The 14832-nt window shown below is 40.4% G+C and carries 21 protein-coding genes; 14 read left to right on the top strand and 7 right to left on the bottom strand.

Annotation, left to right across the window (positions count from 1 at the left end; all coding sequences use genetic code 11):
• Positions 1 to 16 precede the first annotated feature (16 nt).
• The gene (locus PHC76_RS04970; RefSeq protein WP_299970463.1) at positions 17 to 370 is read left to right on the top strand and encodes a hypothetical protein; all 354 of its coding nucleotides are present in this window, start codon (positions 17 to 19) and stop codon (positions 368 to 370) included.
• Here PHC76_RS04970 and PHC76_RS04965 read toward each other — a convergent pair.
• On the bottom strand, positions 367 to 891 hold the full coding sequence (locus PHC76_RS04965) for a hypothetical protein (protein ID WP_299970466.1): 525 nt from the start codon (positions 889 to 891) through the stop codon (positions 367 to 369). The genes PHC76_RS04970 and PHC76_RS04965 overlap by 4 nt on opposite strands.
• Positions 892 to 1031: 140 nt before the next feature.
• On the opposite strand from PHC76_RS04965, the gene rpmH reads away from it, so the two are divergent.
• From rpmH to PHC76_RS04915, 10 genes are all read left to right on the top strand, one after another.
• Complete coding sequence (gene rpmH, locus PHC76_RS04960; RefSeq protein ID WP_013459438.1) at positions 1032 to 1166, top strand: 50S ribosomal protein L34; 135 nt, start codon at positions 1032 to 1034, stop codon at positions 1164 to 1166.
• An 11-nt stretch (positions 1167 to 1177) separates the two neighbouring features.
• Positions 1178 to 1498: a ribonuclease P protein component gene (rnpA, locus tag PHC76_RS04955; RefSeq protein ID WP_299970469.1), complete on the top strand. Its 321-nt coding sequence runs from the start codon at positions 1178 to 1180 to the stop codon at positions 1496 to 1498.
• A 1-nt stretch (position 1499) separates the two neighbouring features.
• A complete protein-coding gene (gene yidD / locus PHC76_RS04950; protein WP_299970472.1) occupies positions 1500 to 1832 on the top strand; it encodes a membrane protein insertion efficiency factor YidD in 333 nt (110 codons plus the stop codon).
• Positions 1826 to 3442 (top strand): membrane protein insertase YidC, encoded by a 1617-nt coding sequence (gene yidC / locus PHC76_RS04945; RefSeq protein WP_299970475.1) that lies wholly within the window; start codon positions 1826 to 1828, stop codon positions 3440 to 3442. Before yidD ends, yidC begins: the two co-directional genes overlap by 7 nt.
• The gene (locus PHC76_RS04940) at positions 3429 to 4265 is read left to right on the top strand and encodes a Jag N-terminal domain-containing protein (protein WP_299970478.1); all 837 of its coding nucleotides are present in this window, start codon (positions 3429 to 3431) and stop codon (positions 4263 to 4265) included. The genes yidC and PHC76_RS04940 overlap by 14 nt, the downstream gene beginning before the upstream one ends.
• Positions 4265 to 5608, top strand: coding sequence for a tRNA uridine-5-carboxymethylaminomethyl(34) synthesis GTPase MnmE (gene mnmE / locus PHC76_RS04935; RefSeq protein ID WP_299970480.1), 1344 nt, complete (start codon positions 4265 to 4267; stop codon positions 5606 to 5608). Before PHC76_RS04940 ends, mnmE begins: the two co-directional genes overlap by 1 nt.
• Positions 5608 to 6000: a Holliday junction resolvase RuvX gene (gene ruvX, locus PHC76_RS04930; RefSeq protein ID WP_299970483.1), complete on the top strand. Its 393-nt coding sequence runs from the start codon at positions 5608 to 5610 to the stop codon at positions 5998 to 6000. Before mnmE ends, ruvX begins: the two co-directional genes overlap by 1 nt.
• The gene (locus PHC76_RS04925; RefSeq protein ID WP_299970485.1) at positions 5991 to 6377 is read left to right on the top strand and encodes a hypothetical protein; all 387 of its coding nucleotides are present in this window, start codon (positions 5991 to 5993) and stop codon (positions 6375 to 6377) included. The genes ruvX and PHC76_RS04925 overlap by 10 nt, the downstream gene beginning before the upstream one ends.
• A 106-nt stretch (positions 6378 to 6483) precedes the next feature.
• Complete coding sequence (locus PHC76_RS04920; protein ID WP_299970488.1) at positions 6484 to 6714, top strand: type II toxin-antitoxin system Phd/YefM family antitoxin; 231 nt, start codon at positions 6484 to 6486, stop codon at positions 6712 to 6714.
• A 5-nt stretch (positions 6715 to 6719) separates the two neighbouring features.
• Positions 6720 to 7109, top strand: a complete 390-nt coding sequence (locus PHC76_RS04915; protein WP_299970491.1) for a type II toxin-antitoxin system VapC family toxin — start codon at positions 6720 to 6722, stop codon at positions 7107 to 7109.
• Here PHC76_RS04915 and PHC76_RS04910 read toward each other — a convergent pair.
• Positions 7106 to 7744, bottom strand: a complete 639-nt coding sequence (locus tag PHC76_RS04910; RefSeq protein ID WP_299970494.1) for a hypothetical protein — start codon at positions 7742 to 7744, stop codon at positions 7106 to 7108. The two genes, PHC76_RS04915 and PHC76_RS04910, sit on opposite strands and share 4 nt — an antisense overlap.
• Before the next feature lie 169 nt (positions 7745 to 7913).
• On the opposite strand from PHC76_RS04910, the gene ilvC reads away from it, so the two are divergent.
• From ilvC to PHC76_RS04895, 3 genes are all read left to right on the top strand, one after another.
• Positions 7914 to 8936 (top strand): ketol-acid reductoisomerase, encoded by a 1023-nt coding sequence (gene ilvC / locus PHC76_RS04905; RefSeq protein ID WP_299970497.1) that lies wholly within the window; start codon positions 7914 to 7916, stop codon positions 8934 to 8936.
• A 140-nt stretch (positions 8937 to 9076) separates the two neighbouring features.
• The gene (locus tag PHC76_RS04900; protein WP_299970500.1) at positions 9077 to 10114 is read left to right on the top strand and encodes a divergent polysaccharide deacetylase family protein; all 1038 of its coding nucleotides are present in this window, start codon (positions 9077 to 9079) and stop codon (positions 10112 to 10114) included.
• 59 nt (positions 10115 to 10173) lie between these two features.
• Positions 10174 to 10962: a DNA-processing protein DprA gene (locus PHC76_RS04895; RefSeq protein WP_299970503.1), complete on the top strand. Its 789-nt coding sequence runs from the start codon at positions 10174 to 10176 to the stop codon at positions 10960 to 10962.
• Positions 10963 to 10972: 10 nt separating this feature from the next.
• Here PHC76_RS04895 and PHC76_RS04890 read toward each other — a convergent pair whose 3' ends face one another.
• From PHC76_RS04890 to tatB, 5 genes are read right to left on the bottom strand one after another with little or no spacing between them, the layout of a single operon-like run.
• Positions 10973 to 11296, bottom strand: a complete 324-nt coding sequence (locus tag PHC76_RS04890) for a sulfite:cytochrome C oxidoreductase subunit B (RefSeq protein WP_299970506.1) — start codon at positions 11294 to 11296, stop codon at positions 10973 to 10975.
• Between the two features lie 9 nt (positions 11297 to 11305).
• Complete coding sequence (locus tag PHC76_RS04885) at positions 11306 to 12532, bottom strand: molybdopterin-dependent oxidoreductase (protein WP_299970509.1); 1227 nt, start codon at positions 12530 to 12532, stop codon at positions 11306 to 11308.
• A gap of 52 nt (positions 12533 to 12584) precedes the next feature.
• Positions 12585 to 13607: a tRNA preQ1(34) S-adenosylmethionine ribosyltransferase-isomerase QueA gene (gene queA / locus PHC76_RS04880; protein ID WP_300209875.1), complete on the bottom strand. Its 1023-nt coding sequence runs from the start codon at positions 13605 to 13607 to the stop codon at positions 12585 to 12587.
• On the bottom strand, positions 13603 to 14385 hold the full coding sequence (gene tatC, locus PHC76_RS04875; RefSeq protein ID WP_299970515.1) for a twin-arginine translocase subunit TatC: 783 nt from the start codon (positions 14383 to 14385) through the stop codon (positions 13603 to 13605). The genes queA and tatC overlap by 5 nt, the downstream gene beginning before the upstream one ends.
• Positions 14385 to 14804 (bottom strand): Sec-independent protein translocase protein TatB, encoded by a 420-nt coding sequence (tatB, locus tag PHC76_RS04870; RefSeq protein WP_299970517.1) that lies wholly within the window; start codon positions 14802 to 14804, stop codon positions 14385 to 14387. The genes tatC and tatB overlap by 1 nt, the downstream gene beginning before the upstream one ends.
• Positions 14805 to 14832 lie beyond the last annotated feature (28 nt).

Raw genomic sequence — 14832 nt, 5'->3', positions numbered from 1 at the left:
GGATATAATCGCATTTATGAAAACAATTGCACTACTCTTTATATTATTATTACCGCTGTGGGGATGCACAGGAGACTGCATGACCTGTCATCCCGCATTACTGAAAACCATCGATACGGATCAACGTCATAAACCGATGTTGACCTGTATCAAATGTCACAGTGCTGATCCCGCTAAAATGGGAGATTGTGGAAGTGACTGTTTTGCGTGTCATTCGATTACTAAAATCGAGGGGGCTAAGGTAGCGGAACATACAGTTATTCGTGAATGTCGAGATTGTCACATGAAACTCAAGACCAAAGTAGAACTCGATGTTTCTCCGAAAGGGCAGTCGTTGGTGCCGACATTGCGAGATTATTTGAAACCTTAAGCGTAAATCGGCTCAAAAGCTTTATTAAACCCGTCGATGATTTTTTGCATCAATTTTTGAGCTTCATCGAGCATCTCTTGATGTGATTTTACATTTTGAACGGCATTGTCGAAAAGATCTACTACCCCTTTTTTTGCACTATTTTTGACATTCTCATCACTGTTTTTGAGGTTTCCGATCAGCTTAGTAACATCGGATGCAATTTTATTGATTGGTGAAGTTTGATTTTGATCAGTGAGTTCTTTCATAAACTTATCGATATAGGGTTGTGCTTTTTTCATAAAAGCGTTAATCTCTTTTTGGTCTTGTTCCGTGATTCCATTACTATCTATATTAAAAGAAAAAGCTTGTAAAGAAGAAAAAGAGAACGATTGCTCTTTACTATTAGAGGTTGTTTTATCATTTAATGAGAGTGATTGTGTATTTTCAAAATTAAGTGAAAGTGTATCTCCGCTACTGGTTTTCATCGAGATTGAAAGTTCGTGAGAGCGATAAGCATCTAATGAGCTGCTCGAAACCATAGATGACTCCTTATATTGTATATGTAGTAACTATATCGACAAATTTTAGAGAGAGTTTAATAAACTTATTTGAAGCTTAATAGCAGTTTAAGTAAGAATCAGATAACATTGCGAGCTAAAAATACACAAGGGGAATGGCTATGAAAAGAACATACCAACCGCATAATACGCCACGTAAACGTACGCATGGTTTCCGTGCACGTATGGCTACAAAAAATGGTCGTCGAGTTTTGAATGCTCGTCGTGCTAAAGGTAGAAAAAGATTGGCTGTCTAAGCAGTCACTCAATGTTGAAGCTCAACTCAGAGTTTCAGCGAGTTTATAAACGGGGGCGTAGTGCGCATAGCACTTCAATCGCGTTATTTTATCTCCCGTTAGAGGGGGAAGTAAAAGTAGGCTACACCGCCAGTAAAAAAGTGGGAAATGCCGTCGTTCGTAACCATTGTAAAAGACGGTTACGGGCACTTTTTAGAGAACACTCCGATCAGCTTTGTCATGGATGGTATGTTTGGGTGGCAAAAGGGCCTTTGAATTCAAACGAATTTGAGGATGTTAAACGAGACTTTAGATATATTTTGAAGCGAACAGGCGCCATTTCCGGTGAGTAATATGATAAGAAAATTTTTTCTTAAACTCCTGTGGCTCTATCGCCACTCTTTCTCTTTAGTGACGCGCGGTTCATGCCGTCACTACCCTTCATGCTCTGAATACGCCCTATGGCAATTTGAAAACAACTCCCTTCCTACAGCTTTTGGTGCAACTTTTTTACGAATTTGTAAATGCAATCAACTCTTTCCTGGGGGGATTGATTACCCACTAATCAACAAACCGATATTAAAACCATCCAATCTGACACTATTTACGGTAAAATATTGGTTCATTCCTAGTAAACAGAAATATTTTCTGATTAAAAATTTTAAGTATAAAGGTTCTATGTGTTAGAAAAATTGTCTTCCAATCAGCGATTGTTGCTTGCCGTTGCACTCTCGTTTGCTTTCTTTATCGGCTATACGACACTCTTTCCTCCTAAAGCGTCTAAAAGTGTAGATGTAAACAATACAGTTAAAACAACCCCTTCGGTTGCCACAGAAGTAGCTCAAAAAAGTTCTGTTTCACCTGTCGAAACCAATCAAAGTGATATTTCAACGGTTAAAACCGTTAGCAGTGATACACTTACTACTATTAATTCAAAAGAATTTACCCTTAAAATTGATACCCTTGGGCGTATTGCTTCATTTGTTCTCAAAAATGCCAAACATGATAGCAAAGATGGAAAGCTAGCGGATTTAATCCCTTTAGAGGGTGCTAAGCCGTTACAAATCCGTTTTGCTGATTCTTCGTTAGATGAAATTGCCCAAAAAACACCGTATGAAAGTAATCATGATGATGTTGTTCTGGGTGAAAACGGAAAAGCAGAGGTTGTTTTTACACAGTCATTACCAAATTTGACAATTAGTAAAAAAGTAACATTCTTTGCCGATGGACACTATGAAGCGGTAGTTAATCTTTCCGATGAGAAAAAATACTTTTTGTATCTTGGACAACATCCGAATATCAATGACAAGATGATGACGGTTATCGGTGGAATGGTTTATGCCGGTGATAATCTTACTACTATCTTCAAAGATGGTGATGTAGAAGGTCGTACTCCATTTATTGACGTTCATCTCGTTTCTGCGTTCGATCAATATTATGCGACGATACTGTATGGTTTTGATAAATCTATCCAAGTGGTGGTTGAGCGTGATGTAAACAGCAATCCTGTGAGCTATCTCGAAGGGACAAAAGATTTTTCCTTTAAAGGGTATATTGGACCAAAAGAGTATAAAACACTTCAAACAATCGATCCAGTTTTAGTCAATGCAATCGAATTTGGATGGTTTACCTTTATTGCTGCCCCAATTTTTAAAGTGTTGATGTGGTTACACAGTATATTTGGTAACTGGGGTTGGTCGATTATTGCACTTACTGCACTTATCCGTATGGTTCTCTATCCTTTGACTCAAAAGGGTATGGTCTCTATGCAAAAAATCAAAGAGATTGCTCCTCGTATTAAAGAGGTACAAGAGAAATACAAAGGCGATCCTCAACGTATGAACGCAGCGGTGATGGAGATGTATAAAAAACACGGTGCTAACCCATTGGGTGGGTGTTTACCGTTGTTGCTTCAAATCCCTGTTTTCTTTGCGATTTATCGTGTATTACTTAATGCGGTTGAACTTCAAGGGGCACCGTGGATTTTATGGGTAACCGATCTATCACGTATGGATCCGTACTATATCTTGCCAATTTTGATGGGTGCAACGATGTATTACCAACAAAAAATTACACCGAGTAATTTTACTGATCCGTTACAAGAGAAAATCTTTAAATTTTTACCGATTATTTTTACGTTTTTCTTTTTCACATTCCCAGCAGGGCTTGTGTTGTATTGGTTTATCAACAACATCTTCTCTATTGCACAGCAATATTTGGTAAACAAACAGTTTGAAGCGGCTCGTATGGCTCGCCATGAAGCACATCTTGCGGAAAAGCATCATGAAAAAGATTGAAGCTGAAACTCTAGAACTCGCTTATGCACAAGCGGCAAGCGCATTTGGATGTTCTGTTACTCAACTACAAGTTGAGATAATCCAATTCCCCTCTAAAGGGGTGCTTGGGCTTTTTAAAAAATCGGCCATTATTATTGCCAATCTTCCCCAAACTTCTTCATTAAAACATCCTCAAGAAACTCATAATGAAATTGAGGAAGAAGAACTTCACGAAGAGATTTGTGATGATGTTGTAGTTGATGAAGCTGATTCGAGTTTGGATCATCGTAATGAAGAGCTGTTTGCTGTTCATGATGATGAAGAAGAGGAACTTGAGCATTATGATGATTATGCGATGGAGATGGCATATGATGAGATGCCGATTGAAGAGTGCGCAATTGATGTTAAAGCAAAAATCAATGCCCTTTTTAAATCGACCTGCTTTGAACTCAATGAAATCGAAGTAAGTGTTTATGATGAGAATACCCTTTTAGTGGAATTTAGCGGCGCCGATTCAGCACTGATGATCGGTAAAGAGGGATATCGTTATAAAGCCCTCTCGTACATGTTGTTTAACTGGATTAATGCGATGTATGGATTGCAACTTCGCCTTGAGATTGCAGAATTTTTGAAAAACCAAGAAGAGTCTATCAGTCGTTATTTGGTTGGTGTGTACGAAAATGTAGATCGTGACGGACGGGCACAGACCAAAATTCTCGATGGTGTTTTGGTGCAAATCGCCCTCACACAACTTCGTAACCGTTATCCTGATCGTTATGTGGCTATCCGCTCAACACGTGATGGTGGTAAATTTATCATTATCAACAGTTACCACGAGTATTGATGAACCCCACTATCGTAGCTATTGCTACAGCACATGGTGTCGGTTCTATCGCCATCGTTCGGCTCAGTGGAGCCGATGCTTATGCTATCGGATTAAAACTCTCACAACGCCCATCTTTAACTCCTCGTTACGCTACTTTAACCCCTTTGTATGCATTAGATGATACCCTTATTGACGAAGCATTGGTAATCTATTTTAAAAATCCGAAAAGTTTTACCGGTGAAGATGTGGTTGAGTTTCAATGTCATGGTGGGATGATTGTTGCCGACTCGGTATTACGCGCTTGTGTAGATGCGGGTGCACGTCTGGCAGAACCGGGTGAATTTAGCAAGCGGGCTTTTTTAAACGGACGGCTTGACCTCACCCAAGCCGAAGCCATAGCTTCTCTCATTGAAGCACGAAGCGATGATGCGGCACGTATTTTGGCACGTCAGATGAAAGGGGAATTGAGAGGATATATTGAGAGTATTCGTGATTCTCTTTTAGAGATTTTAGCCTATTCGGAAGTAGTCATCGATTATGCTGAAGAGGATTTACCACTCGATGTAGTGGAACAGATTTTTGGTAAACTTGAAAAAATCAAACAAGAGTTGTCGCGAACCTTAGAATCGAGTGTACGCCGAAGCGGATTGATGCAAGGGTATCGTGTTGCCATCATCGGTAAACCCAATGTCGGCAAAAGCTCTCTATTGAACGCACTTCTCGATTATGAGCGGGCGATTGTGAGCGATATCGCAGGGACTACTCGTGATACGATAGAAGAGCAGGTGCGTATCGGCACCCATCTCATCCGTCTGGTCGATACGGCAGGGATTAGAGATGCTCACGATGAGATTGAGAGGATTGGGATTGAGCGCTCTATTGAGGCGATTGAAAATGCCGATGTGGTGATAGCGTTGTTTGACTCTTCTCGCGTTATTGATGAGGAAGACCGCTCTATTATTGAACTCATCGAGCGTTACCGTGAGAAAAAATCGTTTATCTCTATTCTAAACAAATCCGATTTAGCACAGTCGTTTGATACTGCAACGATAGAACACTATAATCCGATTCGTTTGAGCTGTAAACAAGATACACAAGCTCTGGTCGATACGTTAAGTACATTAATGGACAGGGATAATGATTCGCAAGAGATGATGCTGATATCCCAACGACAAATCACCGCAACGAGAGAGACGGTACGTGCTATCGATGAGGCGTATGAACCGCTACATGATGGTGAGTTAGAATTTTTCTCATTTCATATCAATGCCGCTATCCGCTCACTCTCCTCCCTTACCCGTCCCTATGAACTTGATGAGATGTTTGATAAGATGTTCGGACAGTTTTGTTTGGGGAAATGATGGGTGCTATTATCGCTATCGATTTAGGATTAAAACGGATAGGGCTTGCCCTCAGTTACGGAAACGGTTTAGTTACACCTCTCTCGGCAGTAGAACGTAAAAATCGCAACCAAGCCGCCAACGATGTAAAAAAAGTGTTAAACGAATACGAGGCAGAGAGAGTCGTGGTCGGTATCCCGATGGGAAGCACGACCGAAGATGAGATGCGCCGTCGTGTTGCGCATTTTATGAATCTCGTCGAATTTAGTGGAGAAATTTCCTATCAAGACGAATCCCACAGTTCCCAAGAAGCAGAAGAGCTTATGAAGGGTGAAATCCGTTACAAGCGTGACGGCCGGATTGATTCGCTCTCGGCGAAGATTATTTTAGAGCGGTATTTGAAATGCTGTTGATTAAATTGCTATTAGGTTTGTTTATCTTTGTATCATCAGTGTTTTCATGTGATGGAGAACGCTCTTTTGAATCATGCAAATTATTACCATATTATGAAGAAACTACGTATGGCAATATTAAACAAGGGCATGTAATTTATAAAAAAGAGTGTAGGAAATGTCATGGTAGTTCTTTAGAAGGTGCGAAAATGCATACTTCTCATGAATGGTGGTTATTATTTCAAGATAATGCTCAAAATTTAGTTATAAAACATCATGAAACTTCAGTAGAAGAGTACTTCAAAAGTGAAAAATTTAGAGAGCACTATCGAGATTTATATGAATTTCTTCATGAATATTGCAAAGATAGCCCAAATTTGCCACCTACTACTGGATGATAAGATGCTATGTTAAAAAATAGGGGTCATAGATTCAATATTCACTTTTTAATATTTCATAAAGCTTTATAGTTTATACTTCAAGTATATAGTTAAAGGATTTATGATGACTGTTACCGCAAAAGACCTCCGTTTTAATGTTTCATTTTTATTTGATGTCCTGAGTAAGGGTGAAGATGTGACAATCACCCATCGTGGAAAAGCCAAAGCCAAACTCATCTCTTATGACGACTCTCAACAAATACCCAAAGACGATGCTATGTTTGGTATGTGGAGTGACCTGAATGATGATGTCGATACATTGGTGCGGAATATGCGAAAACGTAGAGAGTTTTAACGTTTATGGCATACGATATTTTAGTTGATACGGATGTATTGATATGGTATTTGCGCGGGAATGAAAATGCTAAAAAATTGATTCATTCGATTGGGGATTTTTGTATCTCTGGGGTAACTCATATCGAACTGGTACAAGGGATGCGTAACAAAGAAGAACTGAGACGTTTTCAAAAGACTCTACGACAATGGAATACGAAAACGATCTACATGAATGAAGAAATCTCCGCAAAAGCACTTTTTTATGTCGAAGAATATTTTTTGAGCCACAGTATGGAACTTGCCGATGCTCTGATCGCATCAACAGCTACGACATATGGAATGAAACTCCTTACCGCCAATGATAAACATTACCGAGTGATCAAAGAGTTAGAGATAGAGGTTTTCAGACCTTAAATAGCTTTAAAAAACTCTGCTGCTTCCTCTTCATCATCCGTGAGGGTGTCAAAATCCTCATCGTTTTCTAATTTCTCTTTAATAATTTTTGCACAATACTCAAATCCAATTTTACGGGCATGTTCCAAATCAAATACAAATCCCAATCCGCTAAACTGATACGGCTCTTCTTGCTCGATGCAGAGTAAAATACCCTCACAGTGCTCTTCAAACTGTTCGACAATATCGCGATAGCTGATATTAAACTCAGTGGCGTGCCAGCCAATATCTTCTAATGGTTTGTCAGAAAATTCGGCAATACCGTCACCGCTCGTGTCATCGTATACCGACCGTTTTTGGTTATAGCCGATAATGTTCTGCCATGCTCCTGAAGCTTTGATAAGGATGCGATCGTCATCTTCGACAATGCGGTACTCTTTTCCTAACATTTCAGAAATCGGACGAGAGAGATTGGTAGATAGGGGTGAGATAGGGGGGATAGAACCTTCGTAAATAGAGATAAGATTAGAGGTAAACGGTTCATAAACGATTTTACCCTCATAGCTTATAGCAAAGCGTTTAGAAGAGTTGATTGCGTGCAAAAAATCAGTTTTAGTCACGACGATAATCTCTTTAAAAAGGTTAAATTTTTTCATAAAAATTCCTCGTTTTTTTGATGAATTGTAGCATGAGAATCGCCTTGCACCCTTAGAAGTGTAGTTACCTCTTTACTATAAGGGGTAGCTAATGTTCTTTTAGGAAAAAATGGGGTATAATTCGCCAAATTTTAAGCACAAAAGTGTGTTTTCTCTGAAGGATATTCTTATGGCATTGAGCGTCTACTACGATAAAGATTGTAATATCGAATTAATCAAAAGCAAAAAAGTGGCAATGATCGGTTTTGGATCACAAGGTCACGCACATGCGGAAAACCTTCGCGATAGCGGTGTTGAAGTTGTTGTCGGTCTCCGCAGGGATGGTAGTTCATGGGCAAAAGCGGAAGCTAAAGGGTTCAAAGTTATGACAGTAGCAGATGCATCTGCTTATGCTGATGTGGTTATGATTCTTCTTCCGGATGAAAACCAAGCAGAAATCTACAAAAATGAAATTCAACCTAATTTGAAACAAGGTGCAACCATCGCATTCGGTCATGGATTCAACATTCATTACGGACGTATTCATCCACGCTCGGACATTAACGTAACCATGATTGCTCCTAAAGCACCGGGTCATACAGTTCGTAGCGAATTTGTTCGCGGTGGCGGGATTCCTGACCTTATCGCGGTAGGACAAAATCCAAGCGGTACGACTAAAGAATTGGCGCTTTCATACGCATCGGCTATCGGTGGAGGACGTACAGCAATCATCGAAACTACATTTAAAGACGAAACAGAAACAGACCTTTTCGGAGAACAAGCAGTTCTTTGCGGTGGTGCGGCATCTCTCGTTCAAGCAGGATTCGAAACATTGACTGAAGCGGGATACGCACCAGAATTGGCATACTTCGAGTGTCTACATGAGCTTAAACTTATCGTTGATTTGATGTTCGAGGGTGGAATCGCGGATATGCGTTACTCTATCTCTAACACAGCGGAATACGGTGACTACGTAAGTGGTAAACGTGTTATCAATGCAGAATCAAAAGCGGCAATGAAGGAGATCTTAAAAGAGATTCAAGACGGCCGTTTCGCAAAAGACTTCATCCTCGAAGGTCAAGCGGGTTATCCTCGTATGAATGCTGAGCGTGCAAATGCACGTGCGTCATTGATCGAGCGTACAGGTGTACAACTACGCTCTATGATGCCATGGATTTCTAAAAACAAAATCGTTAACCAAGCGACAAACTGATTTTAAATATACTAAATGAGCAAAGCTCATTTAGTAGCAGGGACGTAACCGTCCCTTGCATCCCCCTAAAGCTACCCACATCTTTCGGATGTGGGAGAAATTGCGATTCATAATTCTAAAATTTAACATAAATGTTTTAAATGCATAAGCGCTCTTCCTTTTTCCAATCCATTAAATCCTTTTTCTCTCTCAAACATATTGCTGTATTGTTAGCATTGTTGATTATGATATTGGTCGCTGTATTGGTTGGCTATTTTATCGGTGTACATCAAATACGTTCTGAGGTTGAGCGAAAGGATGAACAAACGCGATTATTGATGGGACAAATCAAAAATATTGCTAAAATAGATGGAGACTATACGGATAAATCGATTGTTATGTCTAAAAAACAAGAAGATGAGATTCACCGTTTGAAAAAAGAGCTGAGAGAGATATTGGATCGACAATCGTTAAATGCTTCACATGAATATGCTCCTAAAGATAAAAAGGCGTTGCCTCCTGCACCAGAACCAAAAGTACCCCGTCCGACTAAAGAGGGAGATGCTAAGCTGGTCATTATTATGGATGATGTCTCTTATGCTCATGATGTTAAGTCGATACGCTCAGTAGGACTACCTTTGGTAATGTCATTTTTGCCTCCTAGTCATCGTCATGGTGATTCTGCATTGTTAGCACGAGATGTCAATGGTTATATGGTTCATTTGCCTCTTGAAGCAGTCGATTTTGAGAGTGAAGAGGATGTAACACTACGTGTAGGTGATTCGAAAGAGATGATAAACGGACAAATCCAAAAAATTAAAAAACTTTATCCTAATGTTCGTTATATTAACAACCATACCGGCTCAAAGTTTACTGCTGATGAAGAGGCGATGGATCGCTTAATATCAGTTATGAAAACCAATGGTTTAATATTTGTGGACAGTCGGACAACAGCACAAAGTAAAGCTAAAACGGTGGATTCAAAATATGGTATCCGTTATCTTGGAAGAGATGTATTTTTAGATCATCATGATGGTGTTGAGAATATCAAAAAACAGATACGTGAAGCAGTTGCTACGGCTAAACGTAATGGGAGTGCGATTGCCATAGGTCACCCTCGTCCTGACACTCTGCAAGCACTCAAAGAATCCAAGGATGTATTGAGTGAAGTAAAACTTGTAGGAATCGATAAAATCTGACAATTTGCCATATTTTTTAAATCATCATCCAAGATTGACTATGATGGTGAAAATTAAATATGAGTAATGATATGTCCTCTATTGTCCCATTTTCAATTCTTGAACTCAGTGCTATGAAAAAATATCCAGATCTCCTCTACTATAAGGGTTCTTTAGCGCTCCTATCTCGTCCTAAAATATCGATAGTCGGAACGCGTCATCCAAGTATTTATACACGTGGAGTGACCTTGGAACTTGCAAAAAAACTCTCTGCTGCCGGAATGGTGATTGTTAGCGGAGCAGCAGCTGGGGTTGATACGTTGGCACATCAGGGGGCAGGGGTTCATAATACGATTGCAGTATTACCCAGCGGTATCAATATACGTTATCCCAAATCGAATGATAAGCTTATTGAGGCGATTGAGAGACAAGGGCTTGTTCTTTCTCAGTTTGAACCCGATTTTATGACACGCGAGTGGAGTTTTGTAGTTCGAAATGAGATAGTAGTTGCCTTGGGAGAGGTATTGATTGTGAGTGAAGCAGATTTAGGGAGTGGAAGTATGCGCTCGGTAGAGTTTGCTTTGGAGATGGGTAAACAGGTTTATGTTTTACCGCACCATATACGTGAAAGTGAGGGGACTCATCGGTTATTGATAGAGGGCAAAGCAAAAGGTATCGAAGATATTGATTTGTTTGTAGCTCAGATAAGTAAATCAGCTCTCAATACGATGAATGATACCCCATTTGTAGCGTATTGTAGGAGTATGCCGACGTATGAAGAGGTTCTTGCGAAATTTCCAAGTGAAATTTTTGAAGCCGAGCTAGGGGGGATTATCGAAGTGCGAAACGGGAGAGTATTTGTCGCCTGAGAATCAGGAGTTAGTGTCCTGATTGTCCTGCTTGAACTTCATAACCGTAATGTTTTACGAGATAATTGATGATTGTTTGCTGATCTTCTTTTTCGATGGGTGCTTTGAACTCATTTACCATTTTTTGTACGGTCCCTTTCCAATACGGACGACTTTTTTTCCCTTGATTAAGTACATAACCGAATGAATGACAGATAAGACAGTATTGTTGAACCACTTCATCGTGGTCGCCTGATTCGATAGGATATTCGACATACGGCATTTCAATTGGTTTATCCATTTGAGCAAAAAGGGTAGAAGCTGTAATGAGGCTAAGTAATAATAATTTTTTCATTGTGACCCCTTATACGATTTTCACATTAACGCTATCAACTGCGTTATATTGGTATCCGCCTGCATTCCAACCGATCTCATCCGGCATCGGTTGAATATTACCGATACGGTTAATGGCACGCGCCATAATGGTAAATTCCCCTTTGTTTTTTGCTTCCCATTCAAAATTCCATGTTCTAAAAGCATATTTTCCAAGGTCTTGACCAAGCTTAGCAGCACTCCAGCTTTTGCCCCCATCAAGAGAAATCATCACCTCTTTAATCCCTTTTCCCTGATCGAAGGCAACACCGGCTATTTTGATACGAGAACCTTTTTTAATCGTGCTGTTTTCAGCAGGGTAACCGATAACCGATTTAACTTTCATGCTTGCGATTGGTTTACGTTTGTATTCGAAATCGCTTCCGGATACGACACATTCGCAATCGTTATCAGGAACTGTATAGGCAACATCCATAAAGAAACTATTGCGATAAGTATCCATAACCATGATTTCAGAGAGCATTTTTACCCAGCTATCTGAGAAATGCCCAGGAATGACGAGGCGGAGCGGGAATCCGTTGAGATACGGAAGATCTTCACCGTTCATAGAGTAGGCGACAATAATCTCCCCTTCGAGTGCCTCTTTAATTTCCATCTCTCGAAAAAAGTCTGGAGTTGCTTCCATAGCCGGTTTTTCTAGACCGTTAAGCCCAACCCACGAAGCACTCTCTTTGACCCCAGCACGATTAAGGATGTCTTTGAGTCGTACCCCTTTCCAAACGGCACACCCCATCGCACCATGATCCCATTGGACACCATGGGTTGCTTGACCTGTAACTGCGTAGTATTTACGGCTATTTCCTCCGCATTGCAATACGGCAGTAATTTCAGCAGGCTCGAATTTTGATTTCAAATCATCGACACTGAGTGAGAGAGGGGTGTTGAGCGAGCCTTTTACTTCAAGACGAAATTCATTGAGGTCAATATGCGTCGGAATATCAGGAAGATGCCATCGAACGAAAAATTCATCATTAGGGGTAATTGCTTTAGTAAAAACATCCCGTACATTGACAGGTTTTAGCAATGGTGGACGATCTGAAATAGCAACCATCGGTTTTTTTTCAGGAAATGCAATAATCGGGGGTTTATATTCTTGTGGGATTGCTATAGCTTTAGCCGGTAATTCTTTCCCTAAGAGGGTTGAAGCCCCTAAGAGTAAACCTGCCCCTAAAAAATGTCTGCGGTTAAGAGTTTTCATAAAATCTGCCTTGCGGTTGTGTTATCACTATTTTATCATAATTTGAGATAATTTAAAGAATAAGCATCGCATCGCCATAGGAGAAAAAGCGGTAGTGTTCCTTTATTGCCTCTTGATAAATTCGATGGGTCTCTTCCAAACCAATGAACGATGCAACGAGCATCAGCAGTGTCGATTGGGGAAGATGGAAATTGGTCAGAAGGTGATTTACCCGTAGCGGAGGATTGTTGGGGTGTAAAAAGAGGTTTGCTTCCCCATGTGTCTCCTCAGTACGGGCGTGATACTCTACCGTACGGGTGGAAGTTGTTCCGATAGAGAGGAGGGGGATATCGCTGCGGAGTAGTTCTAGTGCCGATGGACTAATATCAAAATACTCCGAGTGCATCGGATGATCGGTGATAATCTCTGCTTCGACGGGCTTAAAGGTGCCTGAGCCGACATGGAGGGTGACAAAGGCATATGGATGATGTGAACATACGGCATCAAACAGCTCATCGGTAAAATGGAGTGATGCTGTTGGTGCGGCTACAGCCCCCTCATAGTGGGCAAAAACGCTTTGGTACTCCCGCTCATCCTCAGAGTTATCTTCACGACCTAAATAGGGTGGAAGAGGGATATGACCGACACGTTCCAATATAGGAAGAAGCTCTTCGAATCGGATGAGGGTATCGTGAAGATAAAAATTGACATCACGCGAACCATCCTCATACAATGCAATAACATGGACACTGAGTTGTTCTTCAAAAACTAACCTAGTATCGACTTTGACCCGTCCTTTGATATAAACATTGATGGTGTAGGCATCGTGAGGGCGGTTAATAAGTAACTCTATCGCACCACCGCTCTCTTTATGACCGTAGAGTCTTGCTTTGATAACTTTGGTATCGTTAAAGATGATTCCGCAGTTTTTTGGGAGAAACAATTCGAGTGCGTCAAAACGTGCATGGGTGATACTCTTATCGGCACGGTTATAGACGAGGAGGCGTGCATGATCTCTGGGATGAATGGGATGAGTTGCTATAAGCTCATCGGGGAGCTCATAGTGATAACTGGAAGTGAGAAGAGGGTTTTTAATCAATCGTCTCTTCTTCATCTTCTTCGATATAGGCTTCCTCTTTTGGTGCAGGATTGACCGCTTTGACGATCAATATAGAGATACCGTACAAAAGGATCAATGGGAGTGCCATCATAATTTGGCTAAGAACATCCGGTGGAGTGAGGATAGCGGCAATAATGAAGATAAGGACAATGGCATAGCGAAAAAATCCGATCATCATCCGATCATCGATTAACCCTAATAGGGCAAGAAAATAACAAAATACCGGAAGCTCAAAGGCTAATCCAAATCCGAAAATAATTTTAGTGAAAAATTCAACGTATTCACTGATATTGTACATCGGTACAAAAGAGGCACTACCAAATTCAATAAAAAAAGCAAAACCTAACGGTGTTACCAGATAATAAGCGAATGCACCGCCGACAAGGAACATGACTGTCCCCCCTATGACGATGGGGATAATCATCTTTTTTTCGTTCGAATAAAGTCCCGGAGCGATAAAAAGCCATATTTGTGCAAGTATGATAGGAAGTGCTGCAATGATAGAAGCAAAAAAGGATACTTTCATAGCAACAAAAAAAGCTTCGGAGAGCTCTTTAGTGACCAGCATCCCTTGTGCGGCTTTCGGCGAAATTTTACCTACAGAGGTTAATGCAGTGATAAGTGGCTGAGTAATCCAAGCAAGTATTGCATCATGGAAATTCCACATAACAAAAAATAAAAGAATAATAGCGGCAACACTGATGCCGAGTCGTTTACGTAGCTCGGCTATGTGAGGTTTTAAATCATCAAACATTAGACATTCTCTTTTGGAATTTCGGTTGATATTGCAGGAACAATCTCTTTTGCTTTAGGGGCGAAAGTAATTACTTCAGCCTCTTTTGGTGCAATAGGAGCTTGGGCTGTTGTAATGGTGTTGAAATCAAGATCATTTTTGATAGAGTGAATTTCATTACCGATTTCGGTGACGTTAGTAAGTCTTTCTAGGTCACTGCTTGCACTTAAAAGTTCATCTCTGTATGATAAAGCTTCTTGTTTCATTTCGGAAAATTTCATCTCTTCTTCGAGTGTGGCTTTGGCACTGTTAACTGTCCCTTTGACACTTTTGAAAAATTTAGCAATTTCGACCATTGTTGAGGGGAGTTTATCGGGTCCTAAAAATAGTACCGCAATAATCGCGATTAAAAAGATTTCACCAAGACCCATACCAAACATATTTATTTACCTAATGCTAAAGATGAGG

The sequence above is a fragment of the Sulfuricurvum sp. genome, assembly GCF_028710345.1.
In the GTDB taxonomy this organism is placed as follows: domain Bacteria; phylum Campylobacterota; class Campylobacteria; order Campylobacterales; family Sulfurimonadaceae; genus Sulfuricurvum.
This window is presented reverse-complemented; position numbering and strand designations above follow the sequence as displayed.